Source organism: Streptomyces sp. NPDC087845, assembly GCF_044742755.1.
Lineage (GTDB): Bacteria > Actinomycetota > Actinomycetes > Streptomycetales > Streptomycetaceae > Streptomyces.
Window position 1 is genome coordinate 341,868 of the sequence record NZ_JBIUVC010000001.1, and the last position, 15,392, is coordinate 357,259.

Sequence of the window (15,392 nt, forward strand, 5' to 3'; positions counted from 1 at the left end):
ACGGCTCCACCAATGATTCGACCGACTACGCGGAAGGACACCACCCCGTGACCGAGTCACCTCGCAGCCAGTTCCTCTCCTTGCATCTCATCGAGACGCTGGCCGCGGTCCTTCCGGTACGCGACGAGAACGGGCAGCCCAAAACCCTGGTCTTCGGCGGCGTGGAACGCCACATGATCACGAGCCAGGCGCGCAGGCGTGCCGAGCGGGTCCACGCGCGTAACCGGGCCAACGCCGGCCGGGGGGCGCTCAAGGGGCGGAGCATGGGCGTCCGTACCCGGGAGTGGGCACTCCTGGCCGGACGCGAACTCGAGTCCGCGCACGGCTGGGACGCGGACAGGGCTCTGGCCACGGCCCGAGCGGTGCTGGAGGGGAGCGGTCTCAAATTCGGCGACCCGAACAAAAAGACCGTTGCCAATCTGACCAGGGTGCTCATCTTCGCCCCGTCCGACGCCGGGGCGAAGATCGCGCATCACATCGCCGGTCGGGCGGCGGAGGTCGAGGAGTGGCGCGGCACATATCTCGAAGCTCAGGCGAACGCCGAGGCGGCGAAGAAGGCCCGTCGCGGAGCGAAGAAGAAGGCCGCGACACCACCGGAGGCGGAGGGAGCCACAGCGGAGGCCCCGGAGGAAACCGCCGCTGCCGTCGCCCTTCCCCCGCTGCCCAAGGCCACACGCGATGCCGTTCTGCTGGCGCTCGCTCCTCGCGACGCCGTCGACATCGCTCTTTACGGCCGCTTCCTCGCCGAGCTTCCCGACTCACCGAACGTCGACGGCGCCGTCCAGACAGGGCACGCCTTCACCGTGCACGAGTCGGAGCAGATCGAGGACTTCTACGCGGCCGCCGATGACGCGAAGCTTGATCGCAAACGCAATGCTCTCGACTTCCTCGACGCCGCCGACGACGCGGGCGCCGGCATGACCGGGTACCAGTCCTTGATCTCCGGCACCTTCTACCGGCACGCGGTTCTCGACCGTATACAGCTCCGCACCAATCTACGAGCGGCCGGAATGGATGAAGTCGAGGCCAAACAGGCCGCGTCCGAGGCTGAGAAGGAGTTCGTGAACTCCTTCGTGGAGGCATTTCCGGAGGCGAAGAAGAACTCCACCGCGTCCACCGGATCGCTCCCGGCGCTCGTCCTCGCCTTCGAAGGGGAACGCCCCTACAACTACGCATCCGCCTTCCAGAAGGCGGTCGACGAGGGGCCCTCGTCGACCGGCGGAGAAGGGCCGGCGGGCCCCGCCGCCGTACGCAGGCTGCTGCGCCACCACACCTTCGTCAGCCGCCGACGCGACGATCTACGTACCGCAAGGGTGCTCACGTACGACCCCGAGATCGACCTGCTCCTGAGCGAGCTCGGACTGCCGGAGTCACTGTCCGTGGTGGAACGAGCCGAGGACCTCACGCCGTGAGCAGAGAGAGCGACACGCACGTCCTGCTCGTCCGTCTGGCCGGACCTCTGCAGTCCTGGGGCGTCAACGGCAGGTTCGCCCGTCGCGACACCCACAGCCGTCCCACGAAGTCGGGCGTGATCGGCCTGTGCGCCGCGGCTCTCGGGCTGCCCCGGGATGAACCCCTCGGGGATCTGGCCGAGGTGCTCTTCGGGGTGCGGGCCGACCGGCCCGGCAGGCCGCTTCGCGACTACCACACGGTCGGCGGGGGAACGTATCCGCTGCGCCCGCGCGACCTCATCACCGACCACCAGCGAGCCGCCAAAGCAACGACGGACCGGTTGTCGGTCCCACCGGCCTCGGAAGCCGGTCCATTCGGCCGGGAAGAACTGGAAGCCTGGTACGGCTCGCCGAAGTACGTCACCGCCGACCGGGCATCAGGAGCCCTCGTCTCCGGAGAGGTTCGCCGCCATAGCCTGATCACAGAGCGCTGGTACCTCGCCGACGCCGCTTTTCTCGTCGGTCTGGAACACCCGGACACAACCCTCCTGGAACATGTGGCCCATGCTCTGGAACACCCGAAGCGGCTGCTATGGCTCGGTCGCAAGGCCTGTCCGCCTTCGGGGGACATCGCCCTCGGCATCGTCCCCGGCCCTCTCCGGTCAGCGTTCGAAACACACGCCCTGCTCCCCGACGCCGTCGGCCCCGAAAGTGAGCCGCCGGCTGCCGTGACGCGCGCACGCCCATGGGCCTGGATCGAGAGTCCGAGACCGCTGCCCAGTGTCGGCCCCCTGTCCGACCAGCCCGTGCACTTCGGAGCGGACGGGGGCACGCACAGCGTCCGCTGGGAGACCCGCCATCGCATCACCATCGCCGCACACGCCCGTGGATGGGACATCATCCTGTGAACACGACTGCCGCTGCGTCGAGTACGCCGTCAGGCGCGAGTGGGGCCGCCAGGTTCGTCGCCGCGCAGACCCTGCTGACCCTGGATTCCCGGCATCCGTTCGCTGGTAAATCACTCATCGACGCCCAGGACATGCACCGGACCGTCATGAGTGGCTTCCCCGGTTGGGTGGACGACGGCAGCCCGGACCCGCGTGCACAGATGGGCATCCTGTCGACCTGGACCGTCGACCTCCGTCAGGCGCGGCTCAACCTGGTGGTCCAGTCGTCACTTCCCGCGGACTGGAGCGGTATCCCCCACGCGGCCCTGGCCGAAAAACCGGAGCCCCTCACCATCGACCGCACCTTCCGCGTCGGTGACCAGGTCGCCTTCCGCACAGTCGTCAATCCGGTCCGCAGCGTTCCACCCCCACCAGGCTCTCCGCCGAAGACCCGAGGTACCCGTGTTCCCCACACACGCCCCGAACACGTGAAGGGGTGGTTCGCGCGCCGCCTCCAACCGCCCGGCGAACCCGCGATCGCCCCGGACGGTCTCATTCGCCTCGGTGCGGACACCGACACCGACCGGATCACCGTGCGCATGCTCCCGCGCGTCTCCAGCCCGGCACCACACAAGGGACTGCGCATCGCCCGCGCAGAGATCAAGGGCACCCTGACGGTCACCGACCCAAGGACATTCGTCGCGGCCCTCACTCAGGGCATCGGCCACGCGCGTGCGTACAGCTGCGGACTGATCCTCGTACGCTGAACCTTCTCGACCGCTGGCCGAGGCGGATCTCCCGGGCGTGGCGGCCAGCGACGGACGCGGGGGTCGTGCTCCGCAGGATCGTCCCCGCACACCTGTGGGGACCACACGGGTCGTCCCGGCCATCAACCTCACTGCCGCGGACGCCGCCTCTAGTACTCGGCGCCAGCGGGAGAGTTCTCCATGCACGAGCGGATCTGGACGTGGTGCTCAGGAGCCCATTCGGGAGAGGCCGAAAGCTGGTCGGCACCCAAGTACCCATCTCTCCAACCGTCCAGTATCGCTTTGCATCCTGATCAGCATGGCATGTTAAGTATCCAGGTCGGGACTACCTGGTTGTGCGCATCTACTGGCACCAGTGGCAGGAGCTGTACCCCACGCTCAGGAACACAGGCACGTCACGCCGGCGCGCCTCCTCGAAGGCGGCGGTCTCCCACGGCCACCAGTCAACGGGGTTGTCCGCGTGCTGAATGAGGTACGGAGACGTGGCGTGCGCGAGTCGGTTGGACATGCCCCAATCCTTGCGCACTCGGCGGGGCCGTGCCCATGCGCCACGGGACGGCACGCGAAAGGGCCCCGCTCACGGGGCTCACGGGCGTGCGGGGAGGGGGCCGCGGGTCAGCCGGCCCACCGTCCGGAGAGGAAGGTGACGGCGACGACGGTCATCAGCGGTGCCGCGACGGCGAGATAGGCGGTCTTGACGTGGCGGCACCGCAGGCTCCAGGCGGCGAGACCGGTCCACAGCGGCCACCACAGGAGGGTGGCGCGGGGGACGGAGGTGTACCAGTAGGACGTGCCCAGGGCCCACAGCGTCAGGGCGATGTACACGGCTTCCGGCCAGCGCCGCCGCCACACCAGCAGGGCCAGCAGGCCGACGCCGATCAGCATGGTGAGGAGTTCGGCCTGGGACATCAGGGCGTACCCGGTGCTCTGGGAGTGTCCGAAGGCCGCGTGCCAGGTGTTCCGCCAGGCTTCCCAGGGGGCGTGGAATTCGCGGTACCAGCCGCGTTCCTCCGCGTGCTTCCACGCCATCCAGTCACCGGTGTGTGCGTGCAGGTACCAGCTCTGGAGAAGCGGCGGGAGGGCGGGCAGCGCCAGCCAGGGAAGACGGCGCCAGTGGGCGGCGGTGCGGGCGGTGGCCACGAAGTGCACCGCCAGGGCCGCGGCGAGGAAGAGACCGCTGACCCGGACGGTGGTGGCCAGGCAGGTCAGGGCGGCCGCGAGCGGCCAGTTGAGGCGCTGGGCGGCCAGCCAGGCCGGCAGCGCCAGGGCGAGGAAGAGCGCTTCGGTGTAGCCGGCGGCCAGGAAGACGGCACACGGGGAAAGCAGGAAGAAGAGGGCGGCGCGCTGCCCCGCGTTCTCCTGCGGCAGGTGCAGCCGGGCGATCCGGGCCAGGGCCAGCACGGCGACGCCTCCGGCGACGAAGGAGATCAGCGCACCGGCCGCGGGCCAGCTCGGGACGACGGCGTGGACGGCCCGCAGCAGGTAGGGGAAGCCGGGGAAGAAGGCTTCCCTGTTGTCCCAGCCGGATATCCAGGGGCCGGTCCCGTCCGGGAAGTAGCCGTCCTGGGCTATGTGCAGGTAGTGCCACCAGTCCCACCGCTGCCACGGCGCGAAGAACGAGGCGGGGTCGCGGGTCTGGCGGTCGTCGAGGAACAGCCAGCGGGTGCAGTAGGCGGTGGTCCAGATGCCCAGCCGGGTCAGCAGGTACAGCCACAGCACCTCGCGGTCGGCGGGCTTCAGCCGGTGCAGGAGCCGGACGAGGAACACCGGGCTCGCCGACGGGGTGTCGCCGGACGGCTCGGAAGCGGTCCCGGTCCGGCCGGGCGGGCACTCACGCGGCCGCCGAGGGGTCGAAAGGCTCACAACGAAATCTCCTGGATCGAACGTGCGCGTGCCGAACGGACCCGGGCTGCGCTGCCGGGACATGGGGCGAACGGCCCCGGCCGGCACTGCCCGGGGCGCGGGAGGCGGGTCGTCAGGGGGGCGTGCTGGTGCTCCCGGTGGGGGCGGTCGGTGTACTTGAGGCGCTCCGGCCGGGAGTGGGGGCGTCCGTCGTCGGCGCACCGGTGCGCGACGGGGAGAGCCGGGGAGAGGGCTTCGGGGTGGTGGGCGTGGTGGCCGGGACGGTGGTGCCCGGGTTGTCGGGCAGGAGCGTGGCCATGGCCGCGCCCGTGCCGGACAGGACCAGGCACGCTCCGACCGCCAGCGCGACGACCCGGCGCCGGCGCACGCGCTCCCCGCGCTCGGTGATGTACGAGGGCGGCGCGGAACGGGCGCGGGACTGGCCGGTGGCCGCGGCCTCCTTGAACAGGGACCGCAGCGGGTCGTTGGGTTCAGACACAGGGCCCCTCCTCGGTACGCGGATCCTGCAGGCGGTGCGAGAGCGTGGCGCGGCCCCGGGCCAGATGGGTCTTGACGGTGCTGGCCGCCAGACCGGTCTCCGCGGCGATCTGCTCGACCGTCAGATCGCATACGTAATGCAGGGCCAGCGTGCGGCGCTGCTTGGACGGCAGCTCCCGCAGCGCTTCCACCAGGGCCACCGACTCCGGGCCGGGCGCCTCCGCATGGGGTGGGACGCCGCTGCGCCGCCAGGCGTCCGCCGTACGCCGCCGGCCGCGCCACCGGGTCACCGCCAGACGCCAGGCGACCGTACGGATCCACGCCTCGGGCTGCCCGTCGAGGTCGAGCTGTCGCCGTCGGCTCCAGCCCTTGACGAAAGCTTCCTGCACCACGTCCTGCGCCTCGTGCTGGTCACCGAGCATCACGAACAACTGCCCCGTCAGCCGGGCGACCGTCTGCGCATAGAACTCTTCAAACTCCTCGACGGTCAACAAACAGCTCCTGGATCTCCTCGGTCTCACCGGGCATACGCCCGGCGCCCCGTGTCCGGACTACACCGGACCCGAAGAAACCGGCGTGACGGTCGTCACACGAGCTGCCCGGACCGGCGCCCACCGCTGCCGGGCCGCACCTCGGCCGCCCGGCCCGGCAGCCCGAAAGCCCTCGGCCGGCCGGGCCGCCGGACCCGCCGGCCGCCGGATTGCCGGCACCCCGGCATGCCGGGGCAGGGACGGGGAAGTCTCACGGTCCGGGCGGGACGGCACACCCACATCCTCTCTCAGGCGCGGTCGGCCGCCTCGCCCCCTCGCACCGACGTGCCGCACGCAGGACACTGGGCGGCGCTGCCGGGGCAGGAACCATCGTCGTATCCGGAGGGGGACACACATGCGGGACAGCCATCGGGCGGAAGCCGAACGGCTGTTGGTACGCGCCGTCGAGGAAGAGGTGCGGCGCTCGGGCGGGCGGGCCGACGCCGACGCGCTGACAGCGCGCGGGCGGGCCGCGCTCGACTCCCTGGCGGCCGGCGCGGCCGACGAGTACGCCGCGTATCTCCAGGCGCTGGACTCGGCGCAGGCCGGGCAGCAGCCTCTGTCGCAGCGGTTCAGCCGGGCGGCCCTGGGGACGCCCCTGCTGGTCACCGGGGTCACCGCGGTCACCGCCTTCGGCGCGGACATCGCGTTCGGTACGGCGGCGGGGTCGGCCCTCGGCGCGGGCGCCGTCGTCGCGGTCGCGGGGGCCGCGGCGACCGTCGCCAAGGCCACCGCGTCGCACTGGCCCGCCGCGCACCGGCGCGCGGGCGCGCTCGGGCAGCCCGGCGGCACCGAACAGCTGCGGCTGCAGTGGCTGGCGGCGCTGGAGGTACGGGGCATCCGCCCGTTCCTCGACCAGCAGCGGATGCTCACCGCCTTGTCGCGCACACCGGCGAAGAAGGTCCCCGCGCAGTCGCGCACCGCCCCGCAGCTGCGGGGCGGGGACCGCAGCGCCGCGGCCCGCATGCGCGCGGTCCTCGATCAGTCGTTCGGCCAGCTGCCCGCCGCCGACGGGCCGTTCGCCGGGCGGCGGGCCGAGCTGGCGCAGATCGCGCAGTGGGTGCGCGAGGCCCGCGCGTCGACGGAGACCAAGCCGACGGTCGTCGTCCTGCACGGCGCGCCCGGCGCGGGACGCACCACGCTCGCGGTGCGGGCGGCACGCAGCCTGAAGGATCAGTTCCGGGGCGCGTGCGTGGTGGACCTGCGCGGCGACGTGCCCGGCGAGGCACCGCTGCCGACCCGGGACGCGCTGCTGCATCTGCTGAACCGGCTGGGCGCGCCCCGCGAGCAGCTGCTCTTCCGTGAGCGGGCCTCCGCCGAGCAGCAGGTGGGGCGGCTGAGCGAGCTGTACCACCAGCATCTGACCGGCACCCCCGTGACGATCGTCCTCGACGACGCGGGCGACGCCGCCCAGGTCCGCACCCTGCTCCCGGAGCGCTCCGACAGCCTCGTCCTGGTCACCGCCCGCGAGCCCCTGGAGCTGCCCGCCGACATCCCGGCCCGGGTCCACCACCTGCCGGTCGGCGCGCTGGACGCGGCGGGCGCGGAGGAGCTGCTGCGCGAGGCGGCCGGGGAGGCGGAGGAGGGGCCGTACGACGCCCGGTCGACGGACACCGTCGTCGAGCTGTGCGGCGGGCTGCCGCTGGCGCTGCGGATAGCGGGCTCCTCGCTCGGCGCGCGCACCCGCGGCGCGCTCGCCACCGATCTCGCCGCACACGGCGGCCGGGCCGCACCGGTCGAGCGGGCGCTGTGGCTGCGCTACACCGACCAGTCCGAGCAGGCGCGACGGCTGCTGCGCCGGCTCGCGCTGGCCGGGCGGGCCAGCCTGGGCGCCGCGGCGGCGGCCGCGCTGCTCTCCGCCGACGAGCAGGAGGCCGGGCGGCTGCTGACGGCCCTGGCCGGGGCCGGGCTCCTGGACCACGTACGCGGCTCGCGCTACCGGCTGCACGAACTCGTACGGGGCTTCGCCCTGGACCGGCTGCGGGATGAGGAGGCGGCGGCCGACCGCACCGCGGCCCAGGAGCGGCTGATCAAGAACTACGCGGAGCTGGCCGGTGCGGTGATCCGCATGGTGGACGGCAAGATGTCCACCCGGGCCGGGCAGTTCGGCTCGCACGGGTTCAGTTCGCTGGACTCGGCGCTGCGCTGGCTGGACGACGAGTCGAGTTTCATCACCTCGGCGCTCCGGTACGCGGAGGGCGTCGACCAGGGGGCCGTACTGGATCTGCTGGGCGCGCTGTGCGACTACTGCCTGCTGCGCGGCGATCTCTACCGGCTGGGCGAGATCAGCGAGCTCACGCAGGCCGTGGACAAGGGGCTGCTGGAGCGGTCCGTGCAGTGGCGCACCGGCATCGCGGCCCGTCAGCTCGGCGAGCTGGACAAGGCCCGCACCACGCTGTCGTCGGTCGTCGGGCTCTACCGCGAGGCGCAGAACGAGGCGGGTGCGGCGCTGGCGCTCTGCTCCCTCGGCATCACCCTGCACCACCAGGGCAATCTGACCGAGGCGGCGGAACGGCTGCGCGAGGCGATCGAGCTCCAGTCCTCCGAGGAGCAGGCGGAGGACCGGGCGTGGTCGCTGCACGCCCTGGCCGCCGTCGAACGCGACCGGGCCCGGCCGGCCCTGGCGCTGACCCTCCTGGACACCGCGCTGGCCCTGCACCGGGAGGGCGAGTCGCTGCACGGCGAGGCGTGGACGCAGTTCCAGCTGGGCCAGACCCTGCTGCGGACGGGCGAGGTGGAACGCGCGGAGGAGGCGCTGCGCACGGCCCTGGATCTGTACGGCCGTACCCGCGACGAGCGCGGTGAGGCATGGGCGCTGACCCAGCTGGCCCGCGCCCGGCTGCTGGACGGCGACGCGGCCCCGGCCGTCGAGCAGCTGAACGGGGCCCTGGCCCGGCACCGCGACAACGAGGACGCGCGCGGCGAGGCGTGGACGCTGTACTACCTGGGCCAGGCCCTGGAGGAGAGCGGCGACACCGACCGGGCGGTGCGGCAGCTGGAGCGGGCCCGCTCGATGTTCTCCCGGATGCGGGACGTGTACGGGCTGGCGTGCGCCCGCCACCACTCGGGCCGGGTCACCCGCGACCAGCGGGCCGCGCAGACCGGGAACCTCCGCAACTCCGGCTTCGCCCGCCAGCTCCTGGTCGACGCACGGGCCGACTTCCGGCGCATCGGGGTCGCCCACGGCGAGGCATGGACGTGCCTGGAGCTGGCCCTGATCGACGCGGGCAACAACCGCGCCACGCAGGCCCTGGAGCTGTGCGGCGAGGCGGCGGAGCTGTTCGACTCCTACGGCGACACGCGGGGCGCGGACTGGGCCCGCTTCCTGCGCTGCACACTGCTGCCGTACGCGTCCCCGGGCGGCAGCGAGGTGGGCACGGTGGTGGCCCAGCAGGAGCTGTCCGACCTGCTTCTGGCCGGCCGTCCGGCGCGCGACAGCAAGCTGGAGGAGTGCGCGGAGGCGTTCGCGGTGGTGCTGAACCGCGGAGTGGACCTGGAGGACGGCTGGCAGGCGTGGCGCCTGGGCATGACGCCGACACGCCAGGCCCGGGAGGTCATGGGCGTGGCGGTCCCGCCCACGGCCGGCCCGTCCGGCGGCTGAGGCCGTGTTCGGTCCCGGCCGGGGTTCTCCGGCCGGGACCGAACACGAACGGTGCGGCCACCGGACTTCCGGGTACCGCCCCGCCCCGCGCCTACTTCCGCTTCGCGGACCCCGCCCCGACGGGGGCGTCGGCAGCCGCCGCCGGGTCCGGCGCCTCCACGAAGTCGACCTTGCCCATGTGCCGGTTCATTGACTTCATCAGCAGCCATACGCCGCCGGCGAGCGCCGCGAAGACGATGAAGCCGAGGATGCCGGGGGTCACCTTGTTGTCGTCGATCTCCTTGGCGAGAGGGACGAGATGAGTCAGTGCCTGGGTCGCGTACATATCAGGCATTGTCGCGGATGCCCGCGAAGAGGTCGCTCTCGGGGAGGGAGGTATCGACGAGAGACTTCGCCAGCTCGTACTCCTCGGTCGGCCAGACCTCCTTCTGGAGGTCCATCGGAACCCGGAACCAGCCGCCGTCGGGATCGATCTGCGTCGCGTGCGCGATCAGCGCCCTGTCGCGGATCTCGAAGAAGTCCGCGCACGGAACGTGCGTGGTCAGCGTGCGTTCGTCACGCTCGAACTCCTTCCAGCGCGCCAGCCACTCGCCGTACGGGGACTCCAGGCCGCGGGCCAGCAGGGCCTCGTGGAGCGCCACCGTGCGCGGCCGGTTGAAGCCCTGGTTGTAGTAGAGCTTCTGCGGCTGCCAGGCCGGGCCGGACTCCGACTCGGGGAACAGCTCGGTGTCCGCCGCACCGTCGAAGGCGATCATCGAGATCTTGTGGGTCATGATGTGGTCGGGGTGCGGGTAGCCGCCGTTCTCGTCGTACGTCGTGACGACCTGCGGCCGGAACGCGCGGATGCTGCGGACGAGGCGGCCGGCGGCCTTCTCCTCGTCCTCCAGCGCGAAGCAGCCCTCGGGCAGCGGCGGCAGCGGGTCGCCCTCGGGCAGCCCCGAGTCGACGAAGCCGAGCCACTCCTGCCCGACGCCCAGGATCTCCCGGGCCTCGTCCATCTCCTTCTTGCGCACCTCGTGGATGTTCTCCTCGATGTACGCGTCGCCCTGGAGCTTCGGGTTGAGGATGGAGCCGCGCTCGCCCCCCGTGCAGGTCACGACCAGCACGTCCACCCCCTCGGACACATACTTGGCCATCGTGGCCGCGCCCTTGCTCGACTCGTCGTCGGGGTGGGCGTGAACGGCCATCAGTCGCAGCTGCTCAGTCAAGACTCGATCCTCATTGATTCTGGACGCCGTGGAGAGGTGTCGCCCCGAAGGGGCGTCGGTGTGGGGTGGCGGTCGGGTGGCGGGCGGCAGGCTTCTATAGTGACCGAACCGGGGGGTGGAAAATTCCTCGATCCCCGGTCCGGGAGGAACGATCATGACTGCGGTGCGCGAAGTGCTTCCGGAGAACCGCTACGGACGCTCCGCGGACCAGCACGCGGACCGCCGCCTCAAGATCATCGGCTCGGTGCTGGGCGCCGTGCTTCTCGGCGTGGTCGGCTGGATCGGCTACGACTACGTCACCGGCCAGACCATCAGCGCCGAGGTGATCAAGCGCAAGGTCGTCTCGGACGAGCGGGTCGACGTCCACCTCGAAGTGCGCAAGGACAAGGACGCCGAGGGCTACTGCACCCTGCGCGCACAGCAGGAGGACGGCAGCGACGTGGCCCGCAAGGACTTCCGCTTCGACGACCGCACGGACCGCATCGACCGTGTCCTGTCGCTGCGCACGACGTCCAGGGCGACCAGCGTCGAGCTGCTGGGCTGCACCGAGGACGGCGGGGCGGCGCGTTGACCGCCGCACGCCGGAACTGAACCACCGTTGCAGGCGCTGACCTGCCCATACGCGGTTCCGACGGTTTACCTTCTCCCCCTTTTCCTGGGGAATTGTTAGGCTCGTGGTTTCGCCCACCCGCGAAGGCACATGCTTACGGGTAGGGCGATGCTTTGTATTCCCAGTACCGACGAGGAGCACCCTGTGACCCAGACCAGCGAAAACGTCACCTGGCTCACGCAGGAGGCGTACAACCAGCTCAAGGCCGAGCTGGAGTACCTGTCTGGTCCCGCGCGCACGGAAATCTCCGTAAAGATCGCGGCGGCCCGTGAGGAGGGTGACCTCCGGGAGAATGGCGGGTACCACGCGGCCAAGGAGGAGCAGGGCAAGATGGAGCTGCGGGTGCGCCAGCTCACCCAGCTCCTGGAGCACGCGAAGGTCGGCGAGGCACCCGCCGACGACGGCGTGGTCGAGCCCGGCATGGTCGTGACGATCGCCTTCGACGGCGACCCGGACGACACGATGACCTTCCTGCTCGCCTCGCGCGAGTACGCGAGCTCGGACATCGAGACGTACTCCCCGCAGTCGCCGCTCGGCACCGGTGTGAACGGCAAGCGCATGGGCGACGACGCCGAGTACGAGCTGCCGAACGGCAGGACGGCGACCGTGAGGATCCTCACGGCGAAGCCCTACACGGGCTGATCCCGCACCACCCGTGCGAGGTGCCTCCGGTCCGCCGGGTCCGAGGCATCTCGCACCGGTGCACGGGCGTCAGCCCATCACGAGGTACCCCGCGTCGCGCAGCGCCGCCGAGACCTCCTCGCAGTGCTCCGGCCCCTTCGTCTCCAGTTGCAGTTCCACCTCGACCTCGGTGAGTCCGAGCCGGGGGTCGGTCCGCACATGGCCGATGTCGAGCACATTGGCGTCGACCACCGAGAGCGCGGCCAGCAGCGTGGCCAGCGCGCCGGGGCGGTCGGTCAGCCGCAGCCGCAGGCTCAGATACCGGCCGGCCGCCACCATGCCGTGGGTCAGGACGCGCTGCATCAGCAACGGGTCCACGTTGCCGCCCGACAGCAGCGCGACCACCGGCCCGCGGAACGACTCCGGATCGCTCAGCAGCGCCGCGACCGGGCTCGCGCCGGCCGGCTCCACCACGAGCTTCGCCCGCTCCAGGCAGAGCAGCAGCGCACTGGACAGCTCGTCCTCGGAGACCGTGCGGACCTCGTCGACCAGATCCCGCACCAGGTCGAACGGCACATCGCCGGGACGCCCCACCTTGATGCCGTCCGCCATGGTGGTCGGTGAGCCGATCGACACCGGATGCCCGGCGGCCAGCGACGGCGGATAGCAGGCCGCGCCCGCCGCCTGCACGCCGACGATCCGCACATCGGGCCGCAGCGCCTTGACCGCCACCGCGATGCCGGCGGCGAGCCCGCCACCGCCCATCCCGACGACGATGGTGCGCACCTCGGGGCACTGTTCGAGTATCTCCAGGCCCACCGTGCCCTGCCCCGCGATGATGTCCGGGTGGTCGAAGGGGTGGATGAAGACCGCACCGGTCTCCTGCGCGTATTGCTGGGCGGCGGCGAGCGTCTCGTCGACGACATGGCCGTGCAGCCGCACCTGCGCCCCGTACTGGCGGGTGGCGGCCACCTTCGGCAGCGGCGCCCCGACCGGCATGAAGACCGTCGACCGTACGCCGAGCAGCTCGGACGCGAGTGCGACACCCTGCGCATGGTTTCCGGCGCTCGCGGCGACGACCCCGGCCGCCCGCTCCACCGGGGACAGCCCGGCAATCCGTACGTACGCGCCGCGCAGTTTGAACGAACCGGTCCGCTGCAGGTTCTCGCACTTGAGGTGGACCGGAGCGCCCACGAGCTCCGTCAGATGGCGGCTGCCTTCCATGGCGGTCACCCTGGCCACGCCGGAGAGCATCTTCTGCGCCCCGAGGACGTCATCGAGGATCAGCGGAGGAAAAGGACCGGGCGTGCGGAAGTTCATACGGTAAGTCTTGCAGCTCGGCGGGGCCCCGGACGTCCGGTACGGCCCCGTCCCGCCCCGTTGTCCACAGGTTTGTGCAGCGCTGGTACGCGTTGCCCCGTGGCCGCGTACTCTGTCCCCCACCCATCCGACACCGCACGAAGAGAGCCCCCGGCCATGCCCCCTCAGGACATGACGACAGCTGCGTCTCCTTCCGGGGGCGCCACCCCCGAATCCACGGGTTCCGACCACGTCCTCGATGCGCTCCAGCACCAGGTCGCGGTATTCGCCCGCCGTGCCGAGCAGACCCGCCTCGGCGGTGTCGGCCAGGTGCGCAATTCCATGGACCGTGCCGCCTATCTGCTGCTCAACCGGCTGGATCGGGAAGGCCCGATGGGCGTCAAGGCACTGGCCGCGGGCATGGGGATCGACTCCTCGACCGTGACCCGGCAGGTCGCGCCGCTCGTCGACACCGGCCTGGTCAAGCGCACCTCGCACCCGGAGGACGGCCGGGCCGTCGTGCTCCAGCTGTCGCCGCGCGGCCAGGCACGGCTGGACGAGGTCCGCGCCTCCCGGCGCGAACTCATGACGCAGGTGACGGACGACTGGACGGCCGAGGAGCGCGAGACGTTCTGCACGCTGCTCACCCGGTTCAACACGGCACTGGCCGCCCGGCAGACCGCGCACCAGGCACCCCCGGCCGGATAGCGGGAGGCGGCGGCGCCCGGCGGTGCGGCGCGGGTCCCGGTGCACACCTCTTGACCAGGAGCCCCCGCAACGGCTCGGATGAGGACTGTGCGAGAGCGCCAGGCGGGCCGGGAGCGGCGCCGCGCCCAGGAGTTCGAGACCTTCGTGGCGGGCGCGGCCGGCCGACTGCTGCACACAGCCACACTGCTCACCGCCGAGCCCCTGCGGCCGCCCGGGGCCAACCCCCGGGCCCAGCGGATGCTCACGGCCGCGCTGGCCCGCACGTACGCGCGGTGGGAGCGGCTGCGCGGCGAGGACCCGTACGACCGCACCCGGCGGGAGCTGGCCGTCCGCTTCGCCCATGAGGTCTGGCGCCACCGCCGGCCGCGCGGCGGGCCGCTGGACCGGCTCACCCCGCAGGAGCGCCTGGTGCTCGTGCTGCGACTGTACGAGGGCGTCGCGGAGGAGCAGGCCGCGGCGCTGCTGGGGCTTCCGGTGGAGCGGGTCCGGGCGATCTGCAACCGTTCGGTGGCCACGATGCGCGGCACCCGCAGGCCCACGGCGCGATGGGGGCTGCAACGACCGCTGGAGGTCGCCCCGTGAGCCGCGGCGGCGGAGGGAGCGGCAGCCGGGAGGACGAGGTCCGGCGCATGCTGGACGGTCCCCATCCGCAGGTGCCCGCCGATCTGGCACAGCGGGCGGCCGAGCGCGGCGGCCGACGGCTGCACCGGCGGCGTCTGGCCCGCCGGCTGATGCTGCTGGCGGCGTTCGCCGCGGTGGTCGCGTTCACGGTGTGGGCGGTGGCGGCGCAGCCCTGGCAGGTGCCGCCCGCCGAGACGACGCCGCCGCTGGACGGCTGGTGAGCTCCGGTGCGGGGCGAACGGTCGAACTATCCTGGAACGGGGCGCCGCGGGAACCGGCCGAGGAGGCTGCGATGACCAGGAAAGTCGCCGACTGCCGCAAGTATCCGAGCGTCACGGACTGCTCGCTCACCATCTCGGGCGAGGAAGAGGAAGTCGTACGGGCCGCGGCGGAGCACGCGGTCTCCGTCCATGAACACACCGACAGCCCGGAGCTGCGTGAACAGATCCGGGCGTCGCTGGACGACGAGAACGGCCTTGGGTAACACCGGAACAGCCCTCGACGCCGAGGAATCCGGCGCGTTGCAGCTGGTCATCGAGACCGGGAAGAACGCGGGCACGCACCCCTCGGTCGCCTCGCTCCACCGGGCGCTCACCGAAGCCGAGGAAGCCGCGGCGGACGGCGGCCTGCTTCTGCGGCCCCAGACCGTCCGCATCCGCCGGCCAGAAGACTCGCTCACCCCCGAGGGGATCGACCTCCGCGAACGCCTCCGGGCCCAGCCCCACCCGAACACGGAGATCCGCAGCTGGACCTCATGATCATTCTCGGCTCCAGCGGCTGTACCGATGTTCGTACCGGGGCCGGGGCCG

General features: G+C 71.8%; 17 protein-coding genes and 1 pseudogene. 11 read left to right on the forward strand and 7 right to left on the reverse strand.

The annotated features are described in order from the left end of the window. Window positions 1–47 precede the first annotated feature (47 nt). Genes ACIOMQ_RS01510 through ACIOMQ_RS01520 form a run of 3 tightly spaced genes read left to right on the forward strand, consistent with a single transcriptional unit; the run spans window position 48 to window position 3,045 of the window. On the forward strand, window positions 48–1,412 hold the full coding sequence (locus tag ACIOMQ_RS01510; RefSeq protein ID WP_401759107.1) for a type I-E CRISPR-associated protein Cas7/Cse4/CasC: 1,365 nt from the start codon (window positions 48–50) through the stop codon (window positions 1,410–1,412). After that, a complete protein-coding gene (gene cas5e / locus ACIOMQ_RS01515) occupies window positions 1,409–2,299 on the forward strand; it encodes a type I-E CRISPR-associated protein Cas5/CasD (RefSeq protein ID WP_401985496.1) in 891 nt (296 codons plus the stop codon). The genes ACIOMQ_RS01510 and cas5e overlap by 4 nt, the downstream gene beginning before the upstream one ends. Then, window positions 2,296–3,045, forward strand: coding sequence for a type I-E CRISPR-associated protein Cas6/Cse3/CasE (locus ACIOMQ_RS01520; RefSeq protein WP_401759113.1), 750 nt, complete (start codon window positions 2,296–2,298; stop codon window positions 3,043–3,045). The genes cas5e and ACIOMQ_RS01520 overlap by 4 nt, the downstream gene beginning before the upstream one ends. A 349-nt stretch (window positions 3,046–3,394) precedes the next feature. Here ACIOMQ_RS01520 and ACIOMQ_RS01525 read toward each other — a convergent pair. The 4 genes and pseudogenes from ACIOMQ_RS01525 to ACIOMQ_RS01540 form a co-directional block, all read right to left on the reverse strand. Further along, window positions 3,395–3,553 (reverse strand): annotated as a pseudogene (locus ACIOMQ_RS01525) (DUF255 domain-containing protein); the annotation flags it as partial. Between the two features lie 107 nt (window positions 3,554–3,660). Further along, a complete protein-coding gene (locus ACIOMQ_RS01530; protein WP_402187540.1) occupies window positions 3,661–4,908 on the reverse strand; it encodes a mannosyltransferase family protein in 1,248 nt (415 codons plus the stop codon). 112 nt (window positions 4,909–5,020) lie between these two features. Further along, window positions 5,021–5,386: a hypothetical protein gene (locus ACIOMQ_RS01535; protein ID WP_362206889.1), complete on the reverse strand. Its 366-nt coding sequence runs from the start codon at window positions 5,384–5,386 to the stop codon at window positions 5,021–5,023. Beyond that, a complete protein-coding gene (locus ACIOMQ_RS01540; protein ID WP_362206888.1) occupies window positions 5,379–5,876 on the reverse strand; it encodes a SigE family RNA polymerase sigma factor in 498 nt (165 codons plus the stop codon). The genes ACIOMQ_RS01535 and ACIOMQ_RS01540 overlap by 8 nt, the downstream gene beginning before the upstream one ends. A gap of 394 nt (window positions 5,877–6,270) precedes the next feature. Here ACIOMQ_RS01540 and ACIOMQ_RS01545 point away from each other — a divergent pair, with 394 nt between their 5' ends. Next, window positions 6,271–9,516, forward strand: a complete 3,246-nt coding sequence (locus ACIOMQ_RS01545; protein WP_402187542.1) for a tetratricopeptide repeat protein — start codon at window positions 6,271–6,273, stop codon at window positions 9,514–9,516. 91 nt (window positions 9,517–9,607) lie between these two features. Here ACIOMQ_RS01545 and ACIOMQ_RS01550 read toward each other — a convergent pair whose 3' ends face one another. Both ACIOMQ_RS01550 and mca read right to left on the reverse strand, forming a co-directional pair. Continuing rightward, entirely contained in the window at window positions 9,608–9,841 is a 234-nt protein-coding gene (locus ACIOMQ_RS01550) for a hypothetical protein (RefSeq protein ID WP_362206886.1), read from the reverse strand. 1 nt (window position 9,842) lies between these two features. After that, window positions 9,843–10,724, reverse strand: coding sequence for a mycothiol conjugate amidase Mca (mca, locus tag ACIOMQ_RS01555; RefSeq protein WP_402187544.1), 882 nt, complete (start codon window positions 10,722–10,724; stop codon window positions 9,843–9,845). Between the two features lie 154 nt (window positions 10,725–10,878). On the opposite strand from mca, the gene ACIOMQ_RS01560 reads away from it, so the two are divergent. Both ACIOMQ_RS01560 and greA read left to right on the forward strand, forming a co-directional pair. Next, window positions 10,879–11,295 carry a DUF4307 domain-containing protein gene (locus ACIOMQ_RS01560; RefSeq protein ID WP_402187546.1) on the forward strand — a complete coding sequence of 139 codons (417 nt, stop codon included), beginning with the start codon at window positions 10,879–10,881 and terminating at the stop codon, window positions 11,293–11,295. 183 nt (window positions 11,296–11,478) lie between these two features. Then, window positions 11,479–11,976 (forward strand): transcription elongation factor GreA, encoded by a 498-nt coding sequence (gene greA / locus ACIOMQ_RS01565; RefSeq protein WP_362206883.1) that lies wholly within the window; start codon window positions 11,479–11,481, stop codon window positions 11,974–11,976. 69 nt (window positions 11,977–12,045) lie between these two features. On the opposite strand, the gene ilvA is transcribed toward greA, so the two are convergent. Continuing rightward, on the reverse strand, window positions 12,046–13,275 hold the full coding sequence (gene ilvA, locus ACIOMQ_RS01570) for a threonine ammonia-lyase (RefSeq protein ID WP_362206882.1): 1,230 nt from the start codon (window positions 13,273–13,275) through the stop codon (window positions 12,046–12,048). Between the two features lie 156 nt (window positions 13,276–13,431). Between ilvA and ACIOMQ_RS01575 the strand changes: the two genes are divergently transcribed. From ACIOMQ_RS01575 to ACIOMQ_RS01595, 5 genes are all read left to right on the forward strand, one after another. After that, window positions 13,432–13,962 carry a MarR family transcriptional regulator gene (locus ACIOMQ_RS01575; protein ID WP_362206881.1) on the forward strand — a complete coding sequence of 177 codons (531 nt, stop codon included), beginning with the start codon at window positions 13,432–13,434 and terminating at the stop codon, window positions 13,960–13,962. Between the two features lie 87 nt (window positions 13,963–14,049). Then, complete coding sequence (locus ACIOMQ_RS01580) at window positions 14,050–14,544, forward strand: sigma factor-like helix-turn-helix DNA-binding protein (protein WP_362206944.1); 495 nt, start codon at window positions 14,050–14,052, stop codon at window positions 14,542–14,544. A gap of 47 nt (window positions 14,545–14,591) precedes the next feature. After that, window positions 14,592–14,804: a hypothetical protein gene (locus ACIOMQ_RS01585; protein ID WP_362206943.1), complete on the forward strand. Its 213-nt coding sequence runs from the start codon at window positions 14,592–14,594 to the stop codon at window positions 14,802–14,804. Between the two features lie 71 nt (window positions 14,805–14,875). Beyond that, the gene (locus ACIOMQ_RS01590; RefSeq protein WP_401261483.1) at window positions 14,876–15,067 is read left to right on the forward strand and encodes a DUF1059 domain-containing protein; all 192 of its coding nucleotides are present in this window, start codon (window positions 14,876–14,878) and stop codon (window positions 15,065–15,067) included. Further along, window positions 15,060–15,341 carry a hypothetical protein gene (locus tag ACIOMQ_RS01595; RefSeq protein ID WP_401261484.1) on the forward strand — a complete coding sequence of 94 codons (282 nt, stop codon included), beginning with the start codon at window positions 15,060–15,062 and terminating at the stop codon, window positions 15,339–15,341. The genes ACIOMQ_RS01590 and ACIOMQ_RS01595 overlap by 8 nt, the downstream gene beginning before the upstream one ends. Window positions 15,342–15,392 lie beyond the last annotated feature (51 nt).